Origin of the sequence: Nocardiopsis suaedae (assembly GCF_027706745.1) — a bacterium.
In the GTDB taxonomy this organism is placed as follows: domain Bacteria; phylum Actinomycetota; class Actinomycetes; order Streptosporangiales; family Streptosporangiaceae; genus Nocardiopsis_A; species Nocardiopsis_A suaedae.
Genome location: NZ_JAQFWP010000026.1, coordinates 48889 through 75538, shown reverse-complemented (window position 1 = coordinate 75538; position 26650 = coordinate 48889). Strand labels below are relative to the sequence as shown.

At 69.5% G+C, this 26650-nt stretch carries 23 protein-coding genes and 1 riboswitch; of the genes, 13 read left to right on the top strand and 10 right to left on the bottom strand.

Going from position 1 to position 26650, the window contains the following annotated elements; genetic code table 11:
• Positions 1–17: 17 nt before the first annotated feature.
• The 3 genes from O4U47_RS15405 to O4U47_RS15395 form a co-directional block, all read right to left on the bottom strand.
• Entirely contained in the window at positions 18–989 is a 972-nt protein-coding gene (locus tag O4U47_RS15405) for a TNT domain-containing protein (protein WP_270678553.1), read from the bottom strand.
• Positions 990–1173: 184 nt separating this feature from the next.
• Complete coding sequence (locus tag O4U47_RS15400; RefSeq protein WP_270678552.1) at positions 1174–1479, bottom strand: pore-forming ESAT-6 family protein; 306 nt, start codon at positions 1477–1479, stop codon at positions 1174–1176.
• 121 nt (positions 1480–1600) lie between these two features.
• Entirely contained in the window at positions 1601–1930 is a 330-nt protein-coding gene (locus O4U47_RS15395) for a WXG100 family type VII secretion target (RefSeq protein ID WP_270678551.1), read from the bottom strand.
• Positions 1931–2484: 554 nt separating this feature from the next.
• Between O4U47_RS15395 and O4U47_RS15390 the strand changes: the two genes are divergently transcribed.
• From O4U47_RS15390 to O4U47_RS15380, 3 genes are read left to right on the top strand one after another with little or no spacing between them, the layout of a single operon-like run.
• Complete coding sequence (locus O4U47_RS15390; protein ID WP_270678550.1) at positions 2485–2823, top strand: DUF6507 family protein; 339 nt, start codon at positions 2485–2487, stop codon at positions 2821–2823.
• Positions 2824–2867: 44 nt separating this feature from the next.
• Positions 2868–5858 (top strand): DNA/RNA non-specific endonuclease, encoded by a 2991-nt coding sequence (locus O4U47_RS15385; protein WP_270678549.1) that lies wholly within the window; start codon positions 2868–2870, stop codon positions 5856–5858.
• A gap of 10 nt (positions 5859–5868) precedes the next feature.
• Positions 5869–6321, top strand: a complete 453-nt coding sequence (locus O4U47_RS15380) for a hypothetical protein (protein ID WP_270678548.1) — start codon at positions 5869–5871, stop codon at positions 6319–6321.
• A 546-nt stretch (positions 6322–6867) separates the two neighbouring features.
• Here O4U47_RS15380 and O4U47_RS15375 read toward each other — a convergent pair.
• The 3 genes from O4U47_RS15375 to eccCa are packed head-to-tail and all read right to left on the bottom strand — an operon-like array spanning position 6868 to position 12323.
• Positions 6868–7953, bottom strand: a complete 1086-nt coding sequence (locus tag O4U47_RS15375) for a DUF6177 family protein (protein ID WP_270678547.1) — start codon at positions 7951–7953, stop codon at positions 6868–6870.
• Positions 7950–8339 (bottom strand): hypothetical protein, encoded by a 390-nt coding sequence (locus tag O4U47_RS15370; RefSeq protein WP_270678546.1) that lies wholly within the window; start codon positions 8337–8339, stop codon positions 7950–7952. The genes O4U47_RS15375 and O4U47_RS15370 overlap by 4 nt, the downstream gene beginning before the upstream one ends.
• Before the next feature lie 30 nt (positions 8340–8369).
• The gene (gene eccCa / locus O4U47_RS15365) at positions 8370–12323 is read right to left on the bottom strand and encodes a type VII secretion protein EccCa (RefSeq protein WP_270678545.1); all 3954 of its coding nucleotides are present in this window, start codon (positions 12321–12323) and stop codon (positions 8370–8372) included.
• Positions 12324–12433: 110 nt separating this feature from the next.
• Between eccCa and O4U47_RS15360 the strand changes: the two genes are divergently transcribed.
• Positions 12434–13384, top strand: a complete 951-nt coding sequence (locus O4U47_RS15360) for a hypothetical protein (protein ID WP_270678544.1) — start codon at positions 12434–12436, stop codon at positions 13382–13384.
• Between the two features lie 28 nt (positions 13385–13412).
• Here O4U47_RS15360 and O4U47_RS15355 read toward each other — a convergent pair whose 3' ends face one another.
• Positions 13413–14543, bottom strand: coding sequence for a tetratricopeptide repeat protein (locus tag O4U47_RS15355; protein WP_270678543.1), 1131 nt, complete (start codon positions 14541–14543; stop codon positions 13413–13415).
• A gap of 144 nt (positions 14544–14687) precedes the next feature.
• Here O4U47_RS15355 and O4U47_RS15350 point away from each other — a divergent pair, with 144 nt between their 5' ends.
• Together O4U47_RS15350 and O4U47_RS15345 are read left to right on the top strand one after the other, a co-directional pair.
• Positions 14688–15710 (top strand): serine hydrolase domain-containing protein, encoded by a 1023-nt coding sequence (locus O4U47_RS15350; protein ID WP_270678542.1) that lies wholly within the window; start codon positions 14688–14690, stop codon positions 15708–15710.
• 21 nt (positions 15711–15731) lie between these two features.
• On the top strand, positions 15732–16175 hold the full coding sequence (locus O4U47_RS15345; RefSeq protein WP_270678541.1) for a DUF3592 domain-containing protein: 444 nt from the start codon (positions 15732–15734) through the stop codon (positions 16173–16175).
• 7 nt (positions 16176–16182) lie between these two features.
• Here O4U47_RS15345 and otsB read toward each other — a convergent pair whose 3' ends face one another.
• Both otsB and O4U47_RS15335 read right to left on the bottom strand, forming a co-directional pair.
• Complete coding sequence (otsB, locus tag O4U47_RS15340) at positions 16183–16992, bottom strand: trehalose-phosphatase (protein ID WP_270678540.1); 810 nt, start codon at positions 16990–16992, stop codon at positions 16183–16185.
• A complete protein-coding gene (locus O4U47_RS15335) occupies positions 16992–17291 on the bottom strand; it encodes a DUF3263 domain-containing protein (protein WP_270678539.1) in 300 nt (99 codons plus the stop codon). The genes otsB and O4U47_RS15335 overlap by 1 nt, the downstream gene beginning before the upstream one ends.
• Positions 17292–17526: 235 nt before the next feature.
• Here O4U47_RS15335 and O4U47_RS15330 point away from each other — a divergent pair, with 235 nt between their 5' ends.
• On the top strand, positions 17527–18765 hold the full coding sequence (locus O4U47_RS15330) for a S8 family serine peptidase (protein ID WP_270678538.1): 1239 nt from the start codon (positions 17527–17529) through the stop codon (positions 18763–18765).
• A 259-nt stretch (positions 18766–19024) separates the two neighbouring features.
• Entirely contained in the window at positions 19025–19615 is a 591-nt protein-coding gene (locus O4U47_RS15325) for a GrpB family protein (protein WP_270678537.1), read from the top strand.
• Here O4U47_RS15325 and O4U47_RS15320 read toward each other — a convergent pair.
• Positions 19587–21023: an alpha,alpha-trehalose-phosphate synthase (UDP-forming) gene (locus tag O4U47_RS15320; protein WP_270678536.1), complete on the bottom strand. Its 1437-nt coding sequence runs from the start codon at positions 21021–21023 to the stop codon at positions 19587–19589. The two genes, O4U47_RS15325 and O4U47_RS15320, sit on opposite strands and share 29 nt — an antisense overlap.
• A gap of 234 nt (positions 21024–21257) precedes the next feature.
• Positions 21258–21400, top strand: a riboswitch (SAM riboswitch).
• A gap of 13 nt (positions 21401–21413) precedes the next feature.
• Here O4U47_RS15320 and thrC point away from each other — a divergent pair.
• From thrC to O4U47_RS15295, 5 genes are all read left to right on the top strand, one after another.
• A complete protein-coding gene (gene thrC / locus O4U47_RS15315) occupies positions 21414–22688 on the top strand; it encodes a threonine synthase (protein ID WP_270678535.1) in 1275 nt (424 codons plus the stop codon).
• A gap of 88 nt (positions 22689–22776) precedes the next feature.
• On the top strand, positions 22777–23052 hold the full coding sequence (locus O4U47_RS15310; protein WP_270678534.1) for a MoaD/ThiS family protein: 276 nt from the start codon (positions 22777–22779) through the stop codon (positions 23050–23052).
• 297 nt (positions 23053–23349) lie between these two features.
• Positions 23350–24981 (top strand): chaperonin GroEL, encoded by a 1632-nt coding sequence (gene groL, locus O4U47_RS15305; protein ID WP_270678533.1) that lies wholly within the window; start codon positions 23350–23352, stop codon positions 24979–24981.
• A gap of 357 nt (positions 24982–25338) precedes the next feature.
• Positions 25339–25929, top strand: coding sequence for a septum formation family protein (locus O4U47_RS15300; RefSeq protein ID WP_270678532.1), 591 nt, complete (start codon positions 25339–25341; stop codon positions 25927–25929).
• Between the two features lie 13 nt (positions 25930–25942).
• Positions 25943–26644, top strand: a complete 702-nt coding sequence (locus O4U47_RS15295; RefSeq protein WP_270678531.1) for a maleylpyruvate isomerase family mycothiol-dependent enzyme — start codon at positions 25943–25945, stop codon at positions 26642–26644.
• Positions 26645–26650 lie beyond the last annotated feature (6 nt).

Genomic DNA, 26650 nt, shown 5'->3' with positions numbered 1-26650 from the left:
GCGGTCGCGGCGCGCCGTCACGCGGGGACCTCCTCGGCCTCGACGCGCTCCAAGTAGCCGTTGCGGAGGAGCCAGCGGATGCTCGGCAGCTCGGGGGGCTCGGAGAAGCCGCCGGGGTCGATCCGGAAGCGCAGCCCGCCGCCGGGGCCGTCCTCCGAGCGGGGCGAGTGCGACGCCGAGACCTGGAAGGGGTAGGTGACACGGTAGCGGTGGTAGGTGTCGGGGGAGCCGTCGGCCCGGACGAAGTCGGGGAGCCCGCGCTCCTCGAAGGGCAGGCCGTCGGGGAACACGAGCGACCCGCTCTCGTGGCCGAACGCGTCGACGAGCTGGCCGCGCTCCAGGGTCACCTTGGTCGACTCGCCTCCGCCGGACAGGCCCTCCTCCGCGGTGGAGACGAGGGAGTCGCCGAGTTCCTGGGCCTCCTGCCGCTCCTGCGCCGAGAGCGTCCGGGGCGCGGAGTCCTGGATCACCAGCTCTTGGAACAGCCAGCGCGCGGCCTCGTCCTCGGACTGGAACTCCACGCCCGTGCGGCCCTGCTCGTACTCGACGATCCCGGCGGAGATGTAGCCCTCCTCCTCGGCGGTCAGGAGGAAGTAGGAGTCCACCTCGCCCGGGTCGGGGCGCGAGTCGCCGGGGAGCACGTACATGGCGGGCGGGATGTCGGAGGCGTCCAGCTCGGTGCGGAGCATGTCGAAGGTGACCTCGCTGCCGACCCAGTCGGCGGGGAAGGGGGCCGAACCGACGGCGGGGGGACCGGCCGCTTCGCGGGCCTGTTCCTCCTCCTGGGACTGGAGCTGGCTCTGCAGGTAGGACCAGCCGACCGAACCGGCGCACCCGACGGCGGTGAGGACCAGGCCGGTGATGAGCTTGGTGATGTGCTCGTCGAGGCGGCGCCTGCTGCGCTGGGGGCCGAAGACGACGGCCTCCCGGAGCCGTTTGCGGCGGACCGCGATGGACTCCAGGAGTTGGCTGTCGTAATCGCGCGCCACGGGGAGGGGTCCTTCTGTTCGTCGCGTCGGGCGGGGCGGAGGCGCATGCGGCGCTCACGGGGTGATGCGGGGGTGGAGACGCCGCTGCGGCCTCCCGCACCGTAGCGGAAGGCCGCGACAAGGAGCGATCCGCCCTTAAGGCTCGGTGGCCCGGGGGCCCTGGTCACCTTGGGCGGGCGGCGACTCAGATGGACTGCACGGCCGAGGATGCGCGGCCGAGCGCGGTCTGGGCGGTGCCGTCGTTCTCCTCCAGCGTCGTGCGGACGAGCCGGATGATGTCGCGGACCTCGTTGGCGGCGTTGTGCCACTTGAGCTCTTTGGCGCTGTACTCGTCGGAGACGCCGGTGGCCTCGAAGTCGGCCATGGCGCTGGAGACGTCGGTGTCGCGGTCGCCGATGATCTGCTCCAGGCGGGCCATCACGGTGTGGATGTTGCCCTGCGCCTCTTGGGAGGCGCCCATGTCGTAGCTGTTGCGTCCATTGCCGCTCATGGCGTGGTGCTCCTAGGCGAGGTCGGGATGGCGGTGGAGGGGGCGGGGCCGTCGAGTCCGCCGGTGAGGTGTCGTGTCCGTCGGCGCGGTGACCTGGTGGTCCTGGTGCCTGCTCGGACGCCTACTTGAACTTCGCGGCGTCGAAGTTGGCGGTGGACATGTTCCGGTTGGCGTCGTCGGCCATGCCCTGGGCACCCGTGCGGAAGGCGCCGTCCATGCCGCGCTGGCCTTCGTTGATGGAGCCGAGGCCGGCATTGAGGTCGGCGGTGATCTGCTCGGAGCGCGCCTTGAAGGAGTCGAAGGCGGCCTTGCCCGCACCGTTGAACTTCCCGGCCAGCGGTTCGGCGGCGGAGATCAGCTGCTGGATGAGCCCGCTCAGCTCGTCGGTCGAGGTGGAGGTACGGCTGGCCAAGGTCGTCAGGGTCTGGTCGCCGACGTCCCAACGTGACATGTGTTCGGTCGCTCCTCACGTCATCGCAGCTCATCGGGTCGATCCACACCGAGGACGAACCCACGGCCCCGAGTCGCGCACGTTTCGGGCATCCCGCATCCCGTAGGGGAGCCCTCACCTTTCGTGGTCAAGCATAGGCATAATGCGGGACGCGTGGCAGACGGGGGCACAGGCCGCATCAGGGACACAGTGGGGGCACTCGGGATGAAGTTTGAGCTGGTCGGGGAGGGCGAAGCGCACCGTGAAGCAACATCACCCGCTCCGCGGGAAGCCGACGAGCTTCCAGATGAGGAGCATCAGCCTCAACCTCCAGAGCAGCCGATTGTCTCTCGCGTTCCAGAACAGGTCCTGACCAGCATGAATGACGCCATAAGCGAGATGATGACCTCTCTCGCGCAGCTCGACGCGAGTGTGGCCCGGTACCAAGCGGGGTTGGCCGAAACCGGTCGGACGGAGCCTGCGCAGCCTCCGGCCGACTTCCGTGCGCACCGGTTCGGACGGCCGCGATCGAGGCCGGACGGCGGAGACGTCACCCCTGACACGGAGGTAACGCAATGAGCGGCTGGGACATCGATCCCGTCGGGGTCAGCACCGTCCTTGGCAAAGTCGGCGCGGTCATGGGAGACGGAAGCGGAGACGGGCTCACCGGCTCGACGAACAACGGCCTCACCTCGCTGTCCGACGCCATGAGCGCGTCCGGGAGCGGGGTCGTCAATACGGCGGTCAGCGAGCTCTTCGACCAGATCAGCAACCTGAGCCAGCAGATGACGTCGAAGACCGTCAGGGCGACCGTCGGATGCAGCGAAGCCGTACAGGCCTACATCGACGGAGACACGGAGATGGCCGAGCGGGCCCAGAGCCGTGTCGGCGGTACGACCGGCATCGAACTCTGACCGAGCCCCTCTCCCGCGCCCATCGACTGTTTACAGGGAAGGCCATGGAAGCACCCCCAACCTCCGGTACCAGCGGCTCCGGCACCACCACGATGCAGCACATGAACCTGGACCCTGGGACGCTGATCGTTCCGGAAGCGATTCCGATTCCGGGAACGGCCCCTGAGGTCTTGTCCGATGCGGCTTCCGGTACGGGCTCGGCTGGGGCGGGGATCGAGTCCGCAGGGCAGGACATCAAGAGCGTCTGGCAGGCCCTGGCGGGTGTGTACACCGCTCCGGAGTCGGATCGGCTCCTCAGGGCGGCGAATCCGATCGCGGACCTGGGGGGCGAGATCGGCGGAATGATGGCCGCCGCCGCGGGGGCCCTCCAGAAGTTCTCGGAGGAGGCGGATCGGCTCAAGGGGCAGTTGCTCGAACTGCGTGGGACGGCTCAGGAGTTCGTCGACGGTGCCGGTGATGACTGGAACGACGATAGTGACCTCGTCGACGAGAACGTCAACCTGAAGGTGCAGGCGAACCGCCTTGTGACCTCGTTCCAAGAGGCGGAGCGCGAATGCGCGAATGCGATTACGGGCTTGTTCGGGGGGACGACGTTCGTTCCCGTCGACGGCGATGCGCAGGAGAAGGACGGCGTCATCGAGTACGGCGTCACCATGGACTCCGCCTTGAACGAGGTTCCTGAGTACAGCGCCTTTGTCTATTCCGACACCTGGCAGTTCTTGGGCGGGTTGACGCGTGGTTTGTCGGAGACCGCCGGGCCCGGGATGGCGATGACCCTGGGCGCGACGTTTCTCGCTTCCACGGGTTACTACCACCCGGAGAACGGGTGGACGATGGACCACTGGGAGGCTTTGGGTAATAGGGGTGAATTCTACACGGACTTCGCCATCGAGGTCGGGACCAAAGCGGGTAACAGTTTGGGCATCGGGTTCGAAGAGGGAACCCTGTACCCGTCGCGTTGGGGCCTGGACGTCATGACCACGCATTATCGGGACCAGGCTCACGAGTTCTTTCCGTGGACGGAGTTGGACGACGATCCCGGTCATGCGGTCGGTGTTGGCCTGGGTAACACAGGCATGGCTGTGGCTGGTGCTGCTGCGGGGAGAGCGCTGTCGCTAGGAAAGGTGGCCTCCGTCGCTACGGGCGTCGGCAAGAAGATTCCGGGCGTGGATGTCGAACATATCCTGGGGACACGGCTCCAGGGGCGTGTACAGTCCCTGGTGCCCCAGCTGCGAAGTGGAACCACGCCGCCCACGTGGGGTGGTCAGACACAGTGGGAGAACGGGTCGACTTCGTCGTCCGGCAGCGGGCCGGGGAGCGGTCAGCAGCCCGGGGCGGAGAACATCTCGTCCTCGGTTAACCAGCTCGATAACAAGGTCGAAAACTCGCAGCCGAACGGGAACCAGCCGCAGAACCCCCTGCCCCAGGGGCAGGGGACTGCGGACCCGCAGCATAAGGGCACAGGTGCGGCACACAGCACTCCTGACTCTGCCGACGAACGGAGTGACCGCTCAGTCTCAGATGATCGCTCGCACATAGGTGCACCATCTCCTCAGACCTCCGTCGACAGGCCGTTCGTTGCGACGAGTGAAAGTCCCAAGAGTTCATTCAATGCTGATGATCAGGAGAGGGCGGATGTTCCGAGTGTTGAGGAACGCCAGTCGCCCGACCCTGTGTTCGGCGACCGAGAGGAGTTGGGAAGGAAGACTGATGACACCGTCAGCGTCGGAGATGTAGAGCGCTTCGAACAATATCGTCGGGAGACAGGTGACATTGTTCAGGCGATGAAGTACGAAGCGCAGGACAGTAAGGCGCAGGAGGCTGAGTCCAGCCAGGTTTTCGAGTATGACCATGAGCCATCTAAGGTCGCTGCCGATGCCCACGGAGTACAGGCTGTTGATGGAGGGAATGGTTATAATTATTCCAGTGCAGTAAATGAAGGCGGGGCAATCACGGGAAGGGGGGAACCGCCATATTCGTCCTCTGCTTCGGTATCATCGGCTGGATCTATCCCGCATTCATTCCACGAACCTGGTGATCAAGGTCCGAATCACTCTGCTTTCAGTGACGATGAGTGGGAGGATGATGGCGTCCGTCAGGCAACAGGTGAAGTGCGCCTTCTTGGCGCTCAGCCTGATGCGGAGAAGTTTGTGAGTGAGCAATGGGAATATGTGGACGAAGCTCGAACATCGGCAAGAGTGGATCAGTATGTTTCGGTTTCGTCGACTTCGGAAAGTCACCTCGCCCCGACTGCTCGGCAGGCGTTCGGGCAGATGCCATTGAAAACGAGATTGGATCCTTATACTTCATTTGAAGTACATGACAGAAGGGGGCGCTATCGAGGAACCTTTATCACCGCTGCGGAGGGGGAGATCGTTGAGGTGCATGCTCCTTCCGGAGTTAAAGGGAAACCATGGAACCCGGACTTGAAAAACCCTCTCCCCAACGTTAAATACGTCGTCGACGACACTAGGATCTATATTACTGGAGATAATGGCATTCCTGTATATACAACGGATGTGGGAGGGCTTGAGCGGATCAACAACGACCGTGGGCCTGAGCAGAGCAAGATTGGAAACGAAGGAGAAGGGGAATTTGAAGAACTGAATAGAAAAATCCTTTCCGATTTTGAAGAAGAGCATGGAAGGCGTCCTGTATCCGGTGAGGTGGAGCTCTACGAGATAGAAGAATTTGACGGGGGTCATCTTATTGCAACTGAATGGAATGGGGCTGGAGACAGAATCAACCAAGTTTCAATGCGATCGTCCCTTAATCGAATACTGGGGGGAGATGCCAATGCTTTGAATAACTATAGAAAACTCGAAATGCACTGGGAGGAGATCGTTGAAGCGGAGCCTGGTGCTAAAATCATCCCACACATCTTTTGCGAAGTGGGCGAGAAGAGCTTCACTGATCCAGCCCGAAGGGCGCGTGTACCTGATAGAATCTATGTGATGTACGAAGTAGAGATCAAGGGGGAGAAGCGGGTAGGCGGGCCCGTCTTGTACGTCAATACACCTCCGAAAGTGAAATAGGAGAAAGGGGTTGCCTGCAGTGGTCTATCGCGGACAGTTTGGCATTGGAGAAGAGAAGGAACTTGTTGAAGAGGCAGTCCGGGTTCTTGCTCGTGGTCTTCCTGAAGGATGGTCGGAGGTAAAATTTCGAGCGGACGCCCTGCATGGATACATGGAAACCTACGGCATCGTCACTATGGAAGATGGAGGCCAAAAAGAATTCAACGGTAACTTCGTAATTTTGAAAGTCCTTCATGATCTTCGCGTTGGAATGTACATGCAAGATAAGGGGACTTGGTATTCAATGAGAATCCTGCTTGATGGCAACGGAAAGTACAGCGTTAATTATAATTACAACTACGCCCCGCGGTTCAATGTGCCACCGACCAATCAGACCTACCTCGAAGACCTGAAGTACTTTCCGCGCGAAGAAGAGCAGATCCCTGGCTGGCTCAAAGAAATGCGAACTGAACGGAGTTCGTAGCCGAGGACGCCTGCAAAGTCCGCACGGGCCACGGGCCGACCAACCTCACCACGTTGCGCAGCCTGGCCGCGCTACTGCTCTCCACGCTGGGGCGTCCGACCATCCCTGATGCGATCTGGTGAGTCTCCTACGGATGCTTCACTCGCCCGCTCGATCTCATCGGGCTCGCCTGACCAGCGAAAACTAAGACGATCAACGACTTTGAATCAGCCCTGGGGGTATGCCGAAGGAGTTGGGAGGGTGATAAAGGCGAAAGGCGAAACAGAAATATTCCGGGGAAGTATACCCCTGGTTGCTAGATTGCATGATCTACGAAACGGTATGTATGAGGAAGGAAAGGGGGTATGGAATGGTAGTTGAAGTTAAGAATGATGGACGTTACTCAACTAAATATAATTATGAATTTAAGTCTAAATTTAATAATGAACCCGTCGTTGCGACATATCTGGAGGATCTCCAGCAGTACCCAAGGGATAATGATCTGATTCCGGATTGACTGCGGGAGATGTTGTAGGACTCTAGAAGTATTGATATATGAGTTAGCCCTCACCGTTTTCCGTCGCTGCTGAAGCTGGGAGCCATGAGGTGACTGGTCAGTTCTTGGAGTGAACTGAGCGCCCTCTTCGGATCGGTCTCGTTCAGGGGGTACCAGACGGCGGTACGATCCTCCGGGCCAAGCTTGATGCCTGGTACCGGAGCCGACATCGCGTGCTCTAGACCCATCTCCTCCACTGGCGCATGACCGATGGCCGTGCCGAACGGCTTCGGGGCTCCCATCCAGCGGGGTTCGTAGGTCAGGTCCGCCCGTCCTGGGAGGGTGTTCACCACCAGCGTCCTGATCAAGCGCTCCGCTGCAAGCAGCTCCACTGCCCGCATCAGGTCGTCGTGGGGGAACGGCTCACCCGGTGGCACTGCGACTGCTAGGGACAGGGTTTCGAGAAGCCCTGTCCGTGTGCGCTTCACCGTCAGCGGGCCGATGAACGGACGCTCTGCCCCATGTGGTCCCGCCACGAACAGTCGGGACGCCTTCGGCGCGCGCTTCTTGCACAGCTCGGTGACCGCTTCGCGGTCCCACGCCCTCACCGCTGGTTCGTTGGTGCTCCAGCCGGCGGGGAGGTCTCCCGTCAGGGTGGAGACGAGTGTTTCGGTCCCCCCACCGAGTACGAGGTCCTCGCTGGCCGGGTGTTCGACCGTCAGGTCAAGGAGGACGTGTGTTGCGTTGGAGTCAGAGGACTGGGCAGCATCGGTCTGGAAGCCTTCGACGGGGGTGACGGGGCCGGTCGTCTGGGAAATGGGCCTGAATCCCTTGGCCTCATCCCACTCCAGCGGCAGGCCGTTCACGCCGTCGAAGTGGCCCCGCTCCGGGTCTTCCACCACCCAACGTGCCCCTGGCCCGCTCAGCAGGGCCCACAACGGGTGCGTCAACCGGGACGTCGGCGGCGTCAGAACCTGGATCGCCTTTCGCTCCGCCCCGAACACCGCGATCGCGTCCGCGATCCACGACGTCAACGGCACCACCGGGCGCTCCATCTCGATCACCACGGCCTCCTCCGCCCTCCGGTCCACCGACGGGTGGTGCTCGGGTGCGTCGTCCTCGACCCTGGCGATCAGGTCGGCGGCGTTGAAGCTCACTGGTCGACTCCCGTCTCCTCAGAGGTCACGTCACTTCCGCTGGACATCCAGATCACCCCGCCCAGCCTCCGCGCGATTCCCTCGGCGAACGCGTCCGACAGCCACTTCGCCTCCGGCATCCTCGTCCGCGTCTCGATCCACCAGAAGGGGGAGGGAAGGCCGTCCGCGATGCCCTCTTTCAGGAGGCGGTCGGCCTCCCCGGCCACGTCCACCTGCTGTGTCGGCTCGAACGCCACCAGGGACCGGCCCTGCCGGTCCGCGATCTCGACGATCGTGCCCCCGCGCCGCGTCCGCAGCCGCAACTGCGGGTCGATATCGCTGATCGCCCCGAGGATGTCCCGGTTCTTCGGGAACTCGGGCACGAGAATGACCACGTCGTAGCTCATGGAGGACTGCTTCCTGATCGGGCACCGGACTCACTGGCCGTCGGCACGCAGTGCCGTCTGCATCAGCTGTGGGGACTTCCCCCGCCGGATCCACTTGCCCCGGCCCGGCGGCTGCGCCTCGGCGTAGATCCTCGGGAAGATCTGGCCCTCGCCCCTGTCGCCCGACATCAGCAGGGCGCTCGTGCCGATCTCCCGCATCGACTGGACGAGCGGGTCGTACATCCCCCTGGCCGCCCCCGCCACCCTGCGGGCCACCACGAAGTGCAGCCCGATGTCCCTCCCGTTCGACACGAACGGCACGAACGGCGCCAGCGGCTTCTGCCCGGCGGTGGTCAGCAGGTCGTAGTCGTCCACCAGGACGATGATCCTCGGGCCCTTAGGGCTGCTCTCCGCCTCCAGGTCGGCGTCGTCGGGGAGGCGCTCCTCCAGCTCCTTGGCGACGCCCCCGGCCAGCCCCGCACACACACGTGCGTTGCTCGCGTACCCGCCCATGTACGGCTCCGGCACCACGTTCTTGAGCGTCCGCCTCGGGTCCATCACCGCGAAGACCAGCTCCTCCGACGAGTACCGCTCCACGAGCCCCTCGGCGATGTGCCGCAGCAGGTTCGTCTTCCCGCACTCGCCGTCGCCCAGCGCCAGAAGGTTCTGGTCCTCGTTGAACAGGTCCAGCCCGACAGGGGAGAGGTGCTTCTCATCCAGGCCGATGGGGACGGTGCGGGGGAACTGCGAAGCGGAAGGCAGATCACGGGTGCGGAGGAGACGCGGCAGGACCCGCACGTCCGGAGCAACCGTGCCGCCCCACGCCCCCGCCACCTCGCGCGCCGTCTTCTCCACGGCCTCCCCGAGGTCGAAGGCGTCCATCTTCCCGTCGATGCGCGGCAGCGCCACCTGGCCGAACAGCTTGCCGTCGGTCAGCGCGCGCCCCGGAGTGTCCGCCGGGAACGTCTCCGCGAGCTTCCGGTCCACCGTGGAGTCCGACGGGTCGTTCAACCGCAGTTCGACCCGCTGCCCGAACGTCGACTGCACCGCCATCCGCACGTCGTTCCACCGCAGCATCGCCGCCACGACGTGCACGCCGTACCCGCCCCCGCGCTGCAGGAGCTCGTTCACCAGCTCGTCCAGCTCCTCGAAGTCCTTGCGGATCGTGCCGAAGCCGTCGATGACGAGCACGACGTCCGCGGCGGGCAGCTCCGGCACCTCGCCGCGCGCGTGCATGCGGCGGAACCGCTCCACCGAGTCGATCCCGCGCTCCCGGAACACCTCGGCCCGGTGCTCCAGCATCCCCCGCACCTCTTCGACGGTGCGCCGCACGCGCTCCCGGTCGAGGCGCCCGGCCACACCGCCCACGTGGGGCAGCTCCGCCAGCGCCTGGAGTCCGCCGCCGACCATGTCGAGGCAGTACACCGCGGCCTGCTGCGGCGTGTGGGTGAGGGCCAGGGACGTCACCAGTGTCCGCAACAGGTTCGTCTTGCCGGTCTGCGGCCCGCCGATGACGGCGATGTGGCCGCCCGCCGCCGTCAGGTCCAGGTTCCACACGCCCTGCCACTGCTTCGACGGGTCGTCGAGAAGGCCGATGGGCGGGTGCATCTGCTCGTGGGCGTCCGGCAGCCGCAACCCCTCGGGACCGGGCGCGGGCGCCCCTGAGAGCGCGTCCAACGGCGTCGCAGCGGGGAGCGGGGGAAGCCACACCCCGCGCACCGGCGTGCCGTGCCGGGACAGTTGCCCGACCATCACGTCGAGCAGGGACGGCCCCGTCGAGCGCTCGGGCATGGCGGGCGCGGACTCCACCGGGCCGGGGGCGTCGGCCGAAGCGGTGTTGTACGCCTCGAAGGGCTTGACCGTGGGCGCCTTGTCGTCGTCCTCCGAGGCGGAGGGCAGCGTCCCCTTGAACGGCCCCGAGACGTACCCCGCCTTGAAGCGCTGGTAGACGGTCGTGTCCACCTTCAAGTACCCGAAGCCGGGCAGCGCCGGCAGGTGGAAGGCGTCGGGGGCGTCGAGGACCGTGCGGCTCTCTTCCTCGGAGAAGGTCCGCAACCCCAGGCGGTAGGAGAGGTAGGTGTCCAGCCCCCGCAGCTTCCCTCCCTCGATGCGCTGGCTCGACAGGAGCAGGTGCACGCCGATGCTGCGGCCGATCCGCCCGATGGACAGGAACAGCTCGATGAAGTCCGGCCGCGCGGTCAGCAGCTCGCCGAACTCGTCGATGATGACGAACAGGTGCGGCAGCGGCGGCAGGTCCGGGTTCTTGGACCGCAGGAACGCGTAATCGCCGATGCCCGCCACGTTCCCCGCGTCCTTGAGCACCTGCTGGCGCCTTTGGACCTCGCCTGACAGGCTCGCGTAAGCGCGCTCGATCAGGGCGGTGTCGTCCTCCAGGTTGGTCATGATCCCGGCGACGTGCGGCAGGTCCTCGAAAGGCGCGAACGTCGCCCCGCCCTTGTAGTCCACCAGCACCATCGACAGGTCGTCCGGGGCGTGCGTGGACGCAAGCGCCAGCACGAGCGTGCGCAGCAGTTCGCTCTTGCCGGATCCGGTCGCCCCGACGCACAGCCCGTGCGGCCCCATGCCGAGCTGGGCCGCCTCCTTCAGGTCGAGCACGAGCGGCTGCCCCATGCCGTCGAAGCCGATCGGTACGCGGAGGAACGCGCGTTCGCTGCGGGACGCCCACAGCCTGGGGACGTCCATCGCCCCCGGGTCGCCGATCCCCAGCGCCCCGGTGTAGTCGACGGCCCCGGCGTCGGCCTCGGCCTCTTCGGCGGCCTCGGCCGAGAGCCGCAGCGGCGCGACCATCCGCGCCAGCCCGTTGAGCTGAGCGGGGCTGACCGGATCGACGGTTCCGGACGCGGACACCGGGGCGTCCGGCCGCAGGTCCGTGACGGTGGCCGTGTCGCCGTCGACGGTGATGCGCAGCGACACGTCCCCCGGCTCGTCCACCTGCCGCTCGACCAGGTGCAGCACGGTCGCCCCCAGCGCCGACGGAACGATCGCGTCGTCGGGCCGGGCGAGCTCGCGGGCCACCCCGCCGTGGGTGTCGTGCACGACCAGCAGCCTCCGCATGGACGCGTAGGCCTCCTTGCGGCCCATGCCCCGGCGGATCTCCCCCGCGAGGTCCGTGCGCGCGCGCAGCTCGTCGGCGAGCAGGGCCCCGAGCTCGGACGGGTCCGGTGCGATGAGCCGGGTGCCTCCGTCGGCGACGTGCGGGAGCCACTTGAGCCACGCCCAGTCGTCCGCCGCGTCGGACGGGTAGGCGGCGGCGATGACGAGGTCCTCCGGTGCGTGGAAGACCGCGGCCTGAACGCCCAGCGCGCGCACGACCCGCAGCACATCCTCGCGCTCCCCGACGATGCTGATGTTGCCCGCCCGGTCCAGGGGAACGGTCAGCGGCATGTCCGGCGCGGCCTCGAAGCGCCGGATGACCGCCGACGCCTCCGACGCCATGAACGGGTCGGTGGGGGTGAGGGCGCTCCCCCGGTCGGCGAGCTGCAGCGGCCGTGCCGGCACCTCGCCCGTCCCGAGCCGCACGCGGAGGAAGTCGCGGTCCCTGCGCCGCCGCTCCCACAGGCGGGCCGGGTCGCGCACGATGTCGTAGAGGGCCTCCGGCGGCGGCGCCAGGAGGCGGGCCTTGGTGCGGACGGAGCGCTCGGCGGCGCTGAGGTCGTCCCGCAGCTCCTCCAGGTATTCGAGGTACAGCTCGCGCTGGTTGCGCCGCTGGCGCCCGGCCTGGCCGCGGCGGGAGAAGAACATGCCCAGCGCCGCGATGAGGGCGACGACGAGGATGACGGCGCCGAAAACGATGAACGCCGGGTTCCGCATCACCATCATGATGGTGAGCGACGCCATCATCCCGACCATGGGCAGCACCGTCATGAGCGGGCTCTGCTGGGCGTTGCCGTCGGGAAGCGTCGGTGGCGCCTCGACCTCGCGCGGCTCCTCGGGAGCGGGCGGGTGCACGGTCCTGGCCGGGCGGTGCACGATGCGGGTCGTCACCGGCACTCCTCTCGAAACGGGCTCACCGCGCGCTTCTATCACGGTGTGAACATCCCTTGACGCAGCGGATCCTACGGGACGGGTCCCCCCATCTTGAGAAAGAGGAAGCCATGTCCGCTTGGGCGCTGAGGCCGGACCAGCAGCACGAGCTGCTGACGGAGATCGCATCGGAACTCGTGGCCGGGGCCCCTGGCGGGTGGGAGGCCGTCCGGCTGGTCTGCGGCGGGCTGGGGTACGCGGAAGAGGTGCGGGCCGACGCGGTGGTCGCGGGCGAGCGCGTGGAGGTGAAGGTGTCCGTGCTCGCCCAGCTGGATCTCCAGAAGCTCCGGCGCGGGATGCACCGTGACGGGCGCGGGACGTGGTTCACGCTGAAGCTCCGGGTCGTCCCGCCGGGCAGGTACGAGGCCACGTACGACTACGACTCGGCCCCGGCCCACTTCGATCCCCGGAGCGTTGAGGAACTCGCTCCTGAGGAGCTGCGGCGCTTCCCGCGCGACCCTGACCAGGTTCCCGTGTGGCTGGGCGGCCAGGCGGCGGAGGGCGCCGCCGTCCGGCGCGCCGCGCAGGGGCAGGCCGACCGGCTGCTGGTGGTCGACTGGGACGACGTGCGGCCGGAGTCGGCCGCGTCCAGGACCGGCCTCATGCGCGAATACCTGCGCCGCGCCGCGCTCTGGCGGCGGCTGCTCCAGGCCGGAACGTGGCCGTTCTTCGATGTGGCGGAGATCGTCGCCCCCGCGGTGGCCGTGGACGAGGACGTGCTCCTGCGCCTGGAGAGCGAGCTCATCGGGCGCGAGCTGCCGCCCCAGGTGGTGAAGACCGCCCTGTGGTCGGTGAAGTTCGAGGCCGTGCTGGCCTCCGGCGCGCCGACGCCCGGCCTGCCGCACATGTTCGCGCCCCTGACGGCCCTCTACGAGCGCGGCGGCGGCTTCACCCTGGACCCCACCGGCATGATCGACCTGGGCGGGCCCGCCGTCCGCCGCGGCACCCTGCTCGACCACCACTCGCACGAGCCGGTGATCACCGTCGACCCGGACGAACTGGACCGGGTCGACGGCGCCTGAAGGAGGGAAGGGCGGAGACGCCGGGGGCTCAGGAGCCGGGGTGGTCGGCGGGCGTCTTGTGCTCGGGCGGGAGCATGCCGTGCCAGTACTCCGCCTCGTCCCTCTCGCCGCATATGCGCAACGCCTGGACGAGGTACCGCACGGACTGCCAGTCGTACCGCCGCGCCAACGCGCGCAGGTGGGGGAGCGCCTCCGTCGCCTTGTCCTGCTTCAGCAGCGCGAACCCGAGCCCCTTCGTGCCACCGCGCATCCCTGCTTCATGGGCGCGGGTGAACCAGTGCTCGGCTTCCATGAAGCGGCCTTCCCGGAAGAGGTGGGCGCCGAGTACCAGCGCTGCCCGCTGGGCCCCTTTCCCCCAGGCCCACTCCAGCCAGTTCTCGGCCATATCGCCGTCGCCGAGGCGGATCAGCGCCTCGCCGAGACGGAGGCCCGCCCGTACGCCCCCCTGCCGGGCCGCCTTCTCCAACCATGGCTTCGCCGTCTCGGGGGCACCCCTTTTGAGCATGCTCTCGCCGAGGGCCGCCATCCCCTTGGCCCAGCCGCCCTCGGCGGAGACGCGGAAGTAGTACTCCGCCCGCTCGGGTTGGCCCAGGTGGTCGTCGAGCACCAACCCGAAGTGGAAGGCCGACGTCACATGGCCGGCTTCGGCGGCGGGAAGCAGCCAGTCGTGCGCCTCCCCGGGGCGCTTCATCCTGAGCAGGATCGCCCCCGCGTTGCTGTTGCCGTCGAAGTTGCCCGCATTCGCCGCGCGCTGGGCCCACTCGAGGGCCTCTTCCAAGCGCATGGTCTCCGTCAGCACCGAGCTCATATCGACCATCGCGGGGACGTCGCCGGCCTGTGCCGCGGGGAAGTACCACTGCTCGGCCTCGTCGAGCCGACCTAGGAACTGCAGGCACAGGCCGGTGTAGCGCAGCGCCTCAAGGGTGCCCGAGGTGGATGCTTCCCGGAGCCACGGGAGCGCCTCCTCGTAGCGCCGCTGGAAGAACAGGAACTTGCCCAAGGCCAGCTTGTAGAAGGCACTCGTGCCGTCGAGCTCCACCGCCTTGCGGAAATAGGGCTCGGCCTCGTCGTCGCGCCTCTCCTCGGAGAGCCGCACGCCTTCGGCGTGCGCCTCCCGGGCCGAGCGACCGTCGGGGATGGGGGGAGGGGATCGGTCCATTGGGACAGTCTGCCGGAAGCGCCGGGAACGGCGTCCTTCGTGGTTTCGGTCCAGGTCGGGAACGGATTCGGTGCCCTCGCGGGGTGACGGGCGTCCCACCAGGGGGTATCGCCTGACCTGGGGAGTGGGTACGAGGGGGGTCCTATGCGCGACGGCGATTGGGTGGCCGAGACCGGAGCCGACATCCGGGGAGTGCTCAAGGTGATGGTCGACGCCGGGTGGCTGCCCGGCGGCGCGGCCGTGGTCGGTACCGGGAGCATGTGGGAGTTCGTCGCCGTCGGCGGCGTGACTGAGGGCGGGGACAACGTGCAGGCCGCGCCCGACGTGCTGTACGACGTCGCCAGCCTCACCAAGGTGATGGCCGCCTGGCCGCTGGCCGGCAGCGCCGCGGCGGAGGGGATCCTCTCGCTGGACACGCCGCTGGGGAAGTACGTGGCCGGGGGGCCGTACGCGGGCGGGGAGGTCACCGCGCGGCAGATCCTCACGCACACCTCCCGCCTCAACCCGGTCGCGTGGCTGGAGTGCTATGTCGGCACCGACAGGGACCTCGCCGAGTCGATCCTGGCCGAACCCCTGGAGGAGGAGGGGTACCGCTATATCGACCGCGGCTTCATCCTCCTCGGGCTCATCCTCGAACGGCTCCTGGACACCCCGCTGGACCTGGCCGTCTCCACCCTGTGGAACGCCGCCGGCATGACCGCCACGACGTACGGCCCGCTGCCGCGCTCGCCCGCGGTCGCCCCCACCGAGTGCCGCATACCCGGCGCCGCCCCCGTCTGGGGTGTGGTGCACGACGAGGCGGCCGGGCTCATGGGCGGCGTCGCCGGGCACGCGGGGGTGTTCAGCACCGCCATCGATCTGGGCGCCTACGCGCGCGAGCTGCTGCGCAGCGCCGCAGGGGAGGAGGGCTGCCTGCTGCCGCCCCACTATGTGAGGCAGAGCTGGCGTCCGGCCGTGCGGGTCGCCGACGGCGTCTCCCGGGGCCTCGGCTGGCTGGTGGGTGACGACGGTGTGGTCTACCACCACGGCTATACGGGAACTAGCCTGTACCTCCAGCCCGAGACCGGAAGGTACGTGGGTCTGTTGACCAACTCCGTGCACTTCGGCCGCCGCCGCACCGGCCTCGACGACCTGCGCGCGGCGGTGCGTGCCTGTTTCGGGGAGTAGAGGAGGAGAAGGAGCGGGGATTTGGGCGGGAACGGCTCTGTCATCGGCGCACTGTTCATGGTCCTCTTCCCGCTCTTCTTCGCGGGCCTGGGGGCCTGGCTGCTCTACGACGTCCTGCGCGTGAGGCGTGACGGGGTCCGCGTTCCGGGCGTCGTCGGCGGCCACCGCATCCACCTGCATGTGCGCGCGGGCGAGAGCGGCGTCGGGGCGTCGGCGACGACGGCGGCCCGCTTCTCCTTCCGTACCCGGGAGGGGAAGGACATCGAGGCGGTGCAGCGGATCCGCGTCACCACCAACCTCATGCGCACCGGCCGCCAGGTCACCGTCGCCTACGACCCGGACAACCCCGCGCGCGCGGAGATCATCGAGGCGCGGTCGCAGATCCTCGGTGCGGCGCTGTTCCTGGTGGTGGGACTGTTCCTGTTGGCCGGGGCCCTGCTGTTCCTGCCGTCCTACCTGGGGTAGCCGCGGTTCAGGGCAGCAGGCCCTCCAGCAGCCCGGCGACGCCTTCTGGACCGTCGACCACGAGGTCGGCCTGCTCGGCCAGAGCCGGAGCCTCCGACGAGCCGCTGCACACCGTCACCCCGGGCACCCCCTGGGTGCGCAGGTCCCGGACGGCCGCGAAAGCGGGCAGGTCGCCCAAGTCGTCACCGGCGTACAGCACCGCGCCGGGCCGCACCCGGTCGGCGAGGGCGGTCAGCGCCGCCCCCTTGTCCATGCCCGGGGGCCGCAGTTCGATCACCATGCGCCCCGGCTCCACCGCGAGTCCCGCGCGCTCCGCGAGCAGGCGCAGCGGCTCGCGCAGGGCATCGAGCGCTTCGGCCGGACGGGCCGCGCGGCGGGTGTGCACGGCGACGGCCTTGCCCTTCTCCTCCACGTGCACCCCCTCGCCCAGGGGGCCGAGGTCCGCCAGCAGCTCTGGGAGCGCGGCGCGCGCCTCTTCCAGGCCCGGCACGGCTCCGGGGCCGGTGAGCCCCCCGTCCTCCCAGCGCTCCAGGCCGTAGTGGCCGAGCACCACGATTCCGGGCACACCGTCCAGGCCGCCGTACTCCACGGCGGTCTCCGCGGGTCGTCCGGTGACCACCGCCACACCGGCGACCCGGGGAGCGAGGGCGCGCAGCGCCGCCAGCGCGCGGGGGTGGGGACGCGCGTCGCGCGGGTCGGGCACGATCGGTGCCAGGGTCCCGTCGAAGTCGAAGGCGAGCAGTGCCGCGGACGGCCGGGCGGCGATCGCGCCGAGCGCGGCCGCGCCGTCGGAGGTGCGCGGGCGGGGCAGCACCATTACAGGCGGATGCCCAGGCGGCGGGCGGTGCGCTGGCGGCGCCGGTCGGCGCGCAGGCGGCGTACCCGCTTGACGGTCATGGGGTCGAAGGCGAGCGCCTCGGGGCGGTCCACCAGGCCGTTGAGCAGCTGGTAGTAGCGGGTGGGGGAGAAGCCGAACTCGTCGCGGATCGCCTGCTCCTTGGAGCCTTCGAGCTTCCACCACTGGCTCTCGAAGGCGAGGATGCGCCGGTCGCGCTCGGCGAGGGCCGGCGCGCCGTCGGTTGAGGGGTCGGATGGTTGTTCCCGGATTTCCGGCATTGCACGCCTCCTCTTCGGGATCGGCGCGAAACATCGTAGCGACTCCTCCCGGGCCCGACGCAGGGGACCGCGCAGGTTCGGCCTCGGGGGTAAGGAGCCTCTCACCGAAGGCCCATTCCGTTCGCATACACGTGCGAAGCTGGCAGAATTGCCCGTGTGCGCGGCCCTGACCAGCGCTTCGGCGGCGGAGCGCCGCGCCGGCCTCGCAACCGGACACGTCACGGGGGGACACTCCATGCGCACCAGCCACGCCGGCTCCGGCCTGTGCGCGCTGCTGCTGGCCGCCGGCGCGGTGGCCGCGCCGACCGCACCGCCAGCGTGGGGCGACGCGCTCATCGACCAGTGGGGGCTGGAGGCCCTGGGCGCCCGCGACGCCTGGGACGCGGCCGAGGAGCAGGACGAGGGCCGCGGGCGCGGCGCCACGGTCGCCGTGGTCGGCACCGGCGTCGACGCCGAGAACCCGAATCTCGGCGGCGAGGTGACCGTGGGCACCGACTTCTCCGGCGCCGACGGCGACGGCGCGGACGGGTCCTCCACCGCCGTGGCCGCCGTGGCCGCCGCCACCGGGTACGGCGTGGAGACCCACGCCCGGTTCATGGGCGTGGCCCCCGACGCGGACGTCCTGTCGGTGCGGGTGGCCCCCGAGGGCGGGAGTGCCGAGGACGGCGACGCCCTGGAGCGCGGCATCCGCTACGCCGCCGACGAGGGCGCCCAGGTCGTGGCGGTGGCCGACGGCGTCGCCGGGGGGCAGGACCTCGACGGCGTCGCCGAGGCGGTGGCCTACGCCGTGGGCGAGGGGACGATGGTGCTGCTCCCGGCGGGCGACCCGGCGGCCCAGGCGGCGTCGGCGTCCGAGGGGGCGCTGGCCGTGGGCGCGGTGGACCGCGACCTCGCCCCGGTACAGACGGCGCCGACGCAGGCCGCGGGGACCCAGGCCGCGGAGGGGCAGGGGCAGGGCGGCGCGCCGGACCTGTCCGCCCCGGGCGACGACGTGGAGGCCCCGGCGCCCGGAGGCGGCTATGAGCGGTACGGCGGGACGGGCGTCGCGGCCGGTTTCGCCGCCGGTGCGGCCGCGCTGGTGCGCGCGGACTTCCCGCAGCTCCGCCCCGAGCAGGTGGCCGAGGCGCTGACCGCGTCGGCGCGCGACGGGGTGGTGGACGCCCCCGCCGCCGTGGAGGAGGCGGACGCCGCCGCCGAGGACGTCCCGCTGTACAACGAGGACCTGGTCGCCGAGGACGAGGGCCTGCCGGTCCCCGGATGGGCGCTGTGGACCGTCGGCGGGGTGCTCGTGCTGGTCGTGCTCGTGGCGCTGACGCTGGTGCTGCGCCGCACCTCGAAGAACCCGTACGACCTGCCCCGGCGCGGGCGGGAGGCCGGTGGCGGGGGCGCCGGGGAGGGCGCGGAGGCCGAGCCCGCCGCGGCCGGACGCCCTGCGGGCCGCCGCCGCAAGGGCGCGGGCCGCCGGAGGAGGTAGGCGGTTCCACCCCCTCGAGACCCGGGCGCCTCGGGCGGTCCCGGGCGACGAGTGTGCGCCTCTGGCCACTCCCGTGCGCCCAGTGTGCACTTTCCTGCACGCTGGATGCCTGGCCCGGCGGCCGCCACGAACGCGGGTGACCCCCCGCCCATCCCCGCCGCGGGAGGGCTACCACGGATCCCGTCCCCGGCCGAACACGGTGCGTGGACCCGGGGGCGCCCGGGTTGACGATCACGGCGCAGGTCATGAGACTTCCGGCATGTCCCCCTCCCACGAATCCCCCGAACGGCTCCCTGTGCGCGGTGAAGCGCGCGGCAGCCACTTCGACCGCTCGTTCGGCCGCGGTGACGAGCGGGTCGTCCTGACCGCCCACGACCCCAAGTGGCCCTACCTGTTCCAGCGCGAGGCCGAACGGGTCCGCGAGGCCCTCGGGCCCGTCGCCGTGGCCGTGGAGCACGTCGGCTCCACGGCCGTGCCCGGCCTCGCCGCCCGGCCCTGTGTCGACCTGCTGCTCCTGGTCGGCGACCCCGCGGACGAGGGGGCCTACCGCCCTGCCCTGGAGAAGGCCGGGTACGTCCTGCACTACGCCGAGCCCGACTTCCACGACCACCACGTCTTCAAGGGGCCGGGCGTCAGCAGCACCCTGCACGTGTTCGCCGACGGCCCCGAGCCCCGGCGCATCCTGGCCCTGCGCGACCGGCTCCGCGCCGACACGGAGGACCGCGAACGCTACGAGCGGGCCAAGCGCGACCTCGCCGAGCGCCACGGGGACAGCGTCCAGGACTACGCCGAGGGCAAGACCGGGGTGATCGAGGAGATCCTCAGCCGAGCGCCCGAAGCTGGTCGGTGAACCACCGCTCGGGCGGGAGCGCCGACGCCCGCTCCACCAGGCGGGCGCAGCGCGCCGAGCGCTCCGCCTCCGGCATGGTCAGGGCGGTGTGCAGGGCCTCGGCCGTCTCGGTGACGTCGTAGGGGTTGACCATCAGGGCGTCGTCCGACAGTTCGTCGGCGGCGCCCGCCTCGGTCGAGAGCACCAGCGCGCACCCGTCCCGGGACACCGTCGGCCCCTCCTTGGCCACCAGGTTCATCCCGTCCCTGACGGGGTTGACCAGCAGCACGTCGGCCATGGTGAACGCGGCCAGGGAGCGCGGGAAGTCGTCCTGCACCTCCAGGATGAGCGGCGTCCAGTCGGCGGTGCCGAACTCGTCGCCGATCTCCTTGGCCAGCCTGCGGACCTCCTCGGTGTACTCGCGGTACTCCGGCACGTCGGTCCGGCTGGGGTAGGCGAACGCCAGGTGCGTGACGCGCCCGTGCCACTCCGGCCGGGTGCGCAGCAGCTCCCGGTAGGACTCCAGGCCGCGGACGATGTTCTTGGACAGCTCGGTGCGGTCGACCCGGACGATGAGCCGCCGGTCGCCGACCCGCTCGCGCAGCGCCGCCGCGCGCTCGGCCACGTCCGGCTCCGCCACGCGCTGCCGCAGCCCTTCGGCGTCGGCCCCCAGCGGGTGGACGCCCACACCGATGATCCGGCCGCCGTACTCGACGGTGCGCCGCACCATGTCGACCTCGGCGCGCAGGAACTCGGCGCAGCAGCGCAGGAAGGCGTCGGCCCAGCGCGCGCTGAGGAACCCGAGGTGGTCGGCGCCGAGCATGCCCTCCAGCACCTCGCGGCGGACCCCGGTGGGCAGCATGCGGAAGTACTCCGGCGGCGCCCAGGGGGTGTGCGAGAAGTGCGCGATCCGCAGGTCGGGCCGGCGTCCGCGGAGCATCCGCGGCAGCAGCGCCAGGTGGTAGTCCTGCACCGCCACGCGCGCGTTATCCGCCGACCCGGTCAGCAGCGCTTCGGCGAAGGCCGCGTTGTAGGCCCGGTAGTCCTCCCAGCGGCGCTGGAACGCCGCGTCGAAGACGGGCTTCGACGGCGTCTCGTAGAGCATGTGCTGGACGAACCACAGGGTGGAGTTGGCGATGCCCGTATAGGCGTTGTCGAAGACGTCCTGGGGGACGTCGATCATCGTGACCCGCAGCCCGCCCAGGTCGGTGGTGCGGTCGATGCGCCCCTCGGGGGCCTGGGCGGCGGCGGTCCGGTCGGCGTCGGACAGCGCCGCGCACACCCACAGGGTGTCGCCGTGCTCGGCGGCGGCGCTCAGACCGGAGACCAGCCCACCGCCCCCGCGCCGGTGCGTGAGCGCCCCGGCGTCGTCGACCGAGTAGGACACCGGTCCTCTGTTGGATGCGACGAGGATCTGTGCCTTGTCCACCAGAACGTTCACCTCTCGGGAAAGCCGGTTCGGGGTGATGGGGTGATGTAGGTGTCGCCGTGCGCGGCCGGGCGCAAACCCTCCGGCGGTCCTCCGGGGCGGTGCCGGTGTGTGGCGTGCGCCATGGGTGTAATCCGGGTCACCATGGATGGAAAACCGGTCGGACCGTCCGTTACAGTCGTGAGCGGATTCCCAACCGAATCCGTCGACAACCGTGTGACCACAACCGAATATCGCTCATCCAGAGGGGTGGAGGGACCGGCCCTGCGAAGCCCCGGCAACCATCCCGGCTCGATGCGCTCGTGAAATCCGCGAGGCGGCCGGGGCAGGTGCCAACTCCGGCCTGGGGCCAGATCGGTCGCCAGGGAAGATGAGAGGAGAAGCCTCGCAATGGCGATCAGCGCCCCGGAAGCCACGACTGCCGAGACCCCCGCCGCCCGCCCCTTCGGTCCCGCGGCCGCCCTGGCCTGCCGCGAGTGCGGCGAGCGCTACGAGCTCGGCCCCCGCTTCGCCTGCGAGTTCTGTTTCGGCCCCCTCGAGGTGGCCTACGAGTTCGGCGCCGTCACCCGCGAACGGATCGCGGAAGGCCCGAACAACATCTGGCGCTACGCGCCGCTGCTGCCGGTCCCCGGGAACGTGGCCGAGCTGCCCAACATGAACCCCGGCCTGACGCCGCTGGTGCGCGCCGACCGCCTCGCCGCCGAGCTGGGCATGGAGGCGCTGCACGTCAAGGACGACTCCGGCAACCCCACCCACTCCTTCAAGGACCGCGTGGTGGCGATGGCCGTCGAGGCCGCCCGCAACTTCGGGTTCACCACCCTGTCCTGCTCCTCCACCGGCAACCTCGCCGGCGCGGTCGGCGCGGCCTCGGCGCGCGCGGGCTTCCGGTCCTGCGTGTTCATCCCCGCCGGGCTGGAGGAGGCCAAGGTCGTCATGGCCGCCGTCTACGGCGGCCGCCTGGTCGCCATCGACGGCACCTACGACGACGTGAACCGGTTCTGCTCGGAGCTGATCGGCGACCCGGCGGGCGAGGGCTGGGGGTTCGTCAACGTCAACCTGCGGCCCTACTACGCCGAGGGCTCCAAGACGCTGGCCTACGAGATCGCCGAGCAGCTCGGCTGGCGGCTGCCCGAGCAGATCGTCATCCCGATCGCGTCCGGCTCCCAGCTCACCAAGATCGACAAGGGGTTCCGCGAGCTCATCGCGCTGGGCCTGGTGGAGGACCGCCCCTACCGGGTCTTCGGCGCCCAGGCCTCCGGCTGCTCCCCGGTCGCCCGCGCCTACGAGGAGGGCCACGACGTCATCCAGCCGGTCAAGCCGGACACCATCGCCAAGTCGCTGGCGATCGGCAACCCGGCCGACGGCCCCTACGTGCTGGACGTGTGCCGCCGCACCGGCGGCGCGGTCGGCCGCGTCGGCGACGACGAGGTGGTCGACTCCATCGCGCTGCTCGCCCGCACCGAGGGGGTCTTCGCCGAGACCGCCGGGGGCGTGACCACCGGCGTGCTGCGCAAGCTGCTCGCCGAGGGCGCGATCGACCCGGGCAAGGAGACGGTCGTGCTGAACACCGGCGACGGCCTCAAGACCCTGAACGCGGTGGACGCCGGCGTCACCGCCACCATCCGGCCGTCCCTGGACGCCTTCCGCGAGGCCGGGCTGGACTGAGACGGGTCCGACACCCGCCGACCCCGCCGCCCCGCCCGGCGCCCCGGGCGGGCCGGCCGCACCACCGACACCGAGGAGTACCCGCACCATGAGCGTGAGCGTTCGCGTCCCCACCATCCTGCGCACCTACACCAAGGACGCCGCCCAGGTGTCCGCCGAGGGCGCGACCCTGAAGGACGTCCTGGCCGACCTGGACGCCAACCACCCGGGCATCCGCGCCCGTATCCTGGACGACTCCGGCAAGATCCGCCGCTTCGTCAACGTCTACGTCGGCGACGAGGACGTGCGCTTCGCCGAGGGCCTGGACACCGCGACCAAGGACGGCGTCGAGGTCTCGATCATCCCGGCGGTCGCGGGCGGCTGACCCGCCCCCGCCCCCTGCGAACGGGCCGCGTCCGGCAGTGCCGGACGCGGCCCGTTCATGTGCGGTTTGACCTGGGGCTCATCGGGAGAGGATCCCTCTCCGGGGCCGTTTGCACTCGCCATGGGGGAGTGCTAAAAAGGGGATCGTTAGCACTCCGATGATCGGAGTGCTAACCAGGATCGAGACGATGAGGCCGCGGGCGCCGGCGGCCGGACAGCCGGCGGACCGCGGTCGTCCGTCGCGGGCGTCGTGCTCGTTCCTTCGCGTATCAGCCCGTCCCGGGAGGACAGGAAGTCTATGGCAGCCAAACTGATCGCGTTCGACGAGGAAGCCCGTCGCGGCCTTGAGCGCGGCATGAACACGCTCGCCGACGCGGTGAAGGTGACGCTCGGCCCCAAGGGCCGCAACGTCGTTCTGGAGAAGAAGTGGGGCGCCCCCACCATCACCAACGACGGTGTCTCCATCGCCAAGGAGATCGAGCTCGAGGAGTCGTACGAGAAGATCGGCGCCGAGCTCGTCAAGGAGGTCGCCAAGAAGACCGACGACGTCGCGGGTGACGGCACCACCACCGCCACCGTCCTCGCCCAGGCCATGGTCAGCGAGGGCCTGCGCAACGTCGCCGCGGGCGCCAACCCGATCGGCCTGAAGCGCGGCATCGAGTCCGCCGTCTCCCGCATCAGCGAGGAGCTGGCCAAGCTCTCCAAGGACGTGGAGACCAAGGAGCAGATCGCCTCCACCGCCTCCATCTCCGCCGGCGACGCCCAGATCGGCGAGGTCATCGCCGAGGCGATGGACAAGGTCGGCAAGGAAGGCGTCATCACGGTCGAGGAGGGCCAGACCTTCGGGCTGGAGCTCGAGCTCGCCGAGGGCATGCGCTTCGACAAGGGCTACATCTCGCCCTACTTCGCCACCGACCTGGAGCGGATGGAGACGGTCCTCGAGGACCCCTACATCCTCATCGTCAACTCCAAGATCTCCAACAACAACGAGTTCCTTCCGGTCGTCGAGAAGGTCCTCCAGGCGGGCAAGCCGCTGATGGTGATCGCCGAGGACGTCGAGAGCGCCGCCCTGCAGACGCTCATCGTCAACAAGATCCGCGGCACCTTCAAGTCGGTCGCCGTCAAGGCCCCCGGCTTCGGCGACCGCCGCAAGGCCCAGCTCAGCGACATCGCGGTGCTGACCGGCGGCCAGGTCGTCACCGAAGAGGTGGGCCTCAAGCTGGAGAACACCGAGCTGGAGATGCTCGGCCGCGCCCGCAAGGTCGTCGTCACCAAGGACGAGACCACCATCGTGGACGGCTCCGGCGACGCCACCGCGATCCAGGGCCGGGTCAACGAGATCCGCAGCGAGATCGAGCGCACGGACTCCGACTACGACCGCGAGAAGCTGCAGGAGCGCCTGGCCCGCCTGGCCGGCGGTGTCGCGGTCATCAAGGCCGGCGCCGCCACCGAGGTGGAGCTCAAGGAGCGCAAGCACCGCATCGAGGACGCCGTCCGCAACGCCAAGGCGGCCGTCGAGGAGGGCATCCTGCCCGGCGGCGGTGTGGCCCTGCTGCAGGCGGGCGTCCCGGCCTTCGAGAAGCTGGACCTGTCCGGCGACGAGGCGATCGGCGCCGACATCGTCCGCCGCGCCATCGAGGCCCCGCTGAAGCAGATCGCGATCAACTCCGGCCTCGAGGGCGGGGTCGTCGCGGAGAAGGTGAAGAACCTGGAGGCCGGCGTCGGCCTGAACGCCGCCACCGGGGAGTACACCGACCTGTTCAAGGACGGCGTCATCGACCCGACCAAGGTCACCCGCTCCGCCCTGCAGAACGCGGCCTCCATCGCCGGCCTGTTCCTGACCACCGAGGCCGTCATCGCCGACAAGCCGGAGAAGCCGGCCGCCGGCGGCGGCGACCCGACGGGCGGCATGGGCGGCATGGACTTCTGAGTCCCCGCCCCGGCCTTCCGGGTACGCGGCGAACAGCCTGCGACGAGAAGGGCGGTCTCCCGGCCACCGGGGGGCCGCCCTTTCGCGTGCCCGCCCTCAACCCCCCGATGATCTCGGCAAAAGTGCTGTCGAAACCGCAGGAATGACAGCACTTACGTCGAGATCATCGCGGGCTGCGCCCGAGTGCCGTCACCCTCTGCACCATCGCGGACACGGGGGGAAGTTCCCGGGTGGACCGGGGAACCCCGGGGCCCATCGGGGCGTCGGAGCGGTCGGTGCCCCGCAGGCGCAGGCCCTGGCCCCCGCCGCGCCCCTTCGGGGGCATCCCCCATCGATCACCCGATTTGGAGTACCCCCATGTCCATCCGTTTCGCTCCGACCGCCAAGAAGGCCGTCGCCGGGCTGGCGATCGCCGGTGCGGTCGTCTCGGCTTCCGGATGCGGCGCGATCCTGTCCAACCTGCAGGAGGCCACGCAGCGGGCCGAAGACCAGGGGAGCGACTCGGTCCCGTCGGAGCCCACCACCCCCGCCGAGGAGCCGGTGGAGGAGGACACCTCCCTGGAGTCCCCGCCGCCCGCCGAGGAGGAGGACGTGGCCGCCTTCGACATCGCCGTGGGCGACTGCCTGAACGACGAGTCCATCCAGGGCGAGGTCTCCGAGGTCCCCCTGACCGACTGCTCGGCGCCGCACGACTCCGAGGTGTACGCCTCCACCATCTCCGCCGAGTCGGAGTGGCCCGGCGACCAGGCCATCACGGACGAGGCCGACCAGTTCTGCCTGGACGAGTTCGCGACCTTCATCGGCGTGCCCTACGAGCAGTCGGTCTACGACTTCAGTTACTACACGCCCACCCGGGAGGCCTTCGAGCAGTTCGACCGGGAGATCTACTGTGTGGTCTACAGCCCCGGCGAGCAGACCACCGGCACCTTGAGCGGTGCCGCATCCTGAGGAGGCCTCCGGTATGGAGATGAAGGAGATCGAACAGGCCACCGAGCGCCTGGTGCGCACGGCCGAGCGGCTCTCCCCCGAGGAGATCGCCGCCCCGTCGCTGCTGCCCAGGTGGACCCGGGGCCACGTGCTGGCCCACGTGTCCCGGAGCGCCGACGCGGTCTCCGGCGTGCTCGAAGCGGCACGCGAGGGGCGCGAGGCGGCCTTGTACCCCAGCGAGGAGGCCCGGGAGGCCGACATCGACGCGGGGGCGCCGCGGCCCGGCCCCGAGCAGGCGGCGGACCTGCGCACCTCGTCCGACCGGTTCGCCGCCGCGGTGGCGGCGATGCCGCAGGAGCGGTGGGGCTTCGAGGTCCGGCACCGCTCGGGCCGGGTGTTCAGCGCCGCCGAACTGGCCGGGATGCGCATCCTGGAGCTGGAGTACCACCACGTCGACCTGGACACCGGGTACACGCCCGGCCACTGGCGGGAGGACTTCGTCGACCGCGAGCTGCGGTCGATGGTCGAGCGCCTGGCCGGAGCCGAGCTGCCGACGGTGGAGATCGCCGACGTGGGCACCATCGGCCGGGGCCCGGCCGGCCTGCGCGCCGACGGGCCGCACGCCGCCCTGCTGGCCTGGCTGGTCGGCCGGTCGGGCCCGGACGGGCTGACCGTGACCCGTGACGGCGAGCGTGTGGGCTCGGAGACCCTGCCCGAGCCGCCGCCCCTGGCCTGAGCGGCC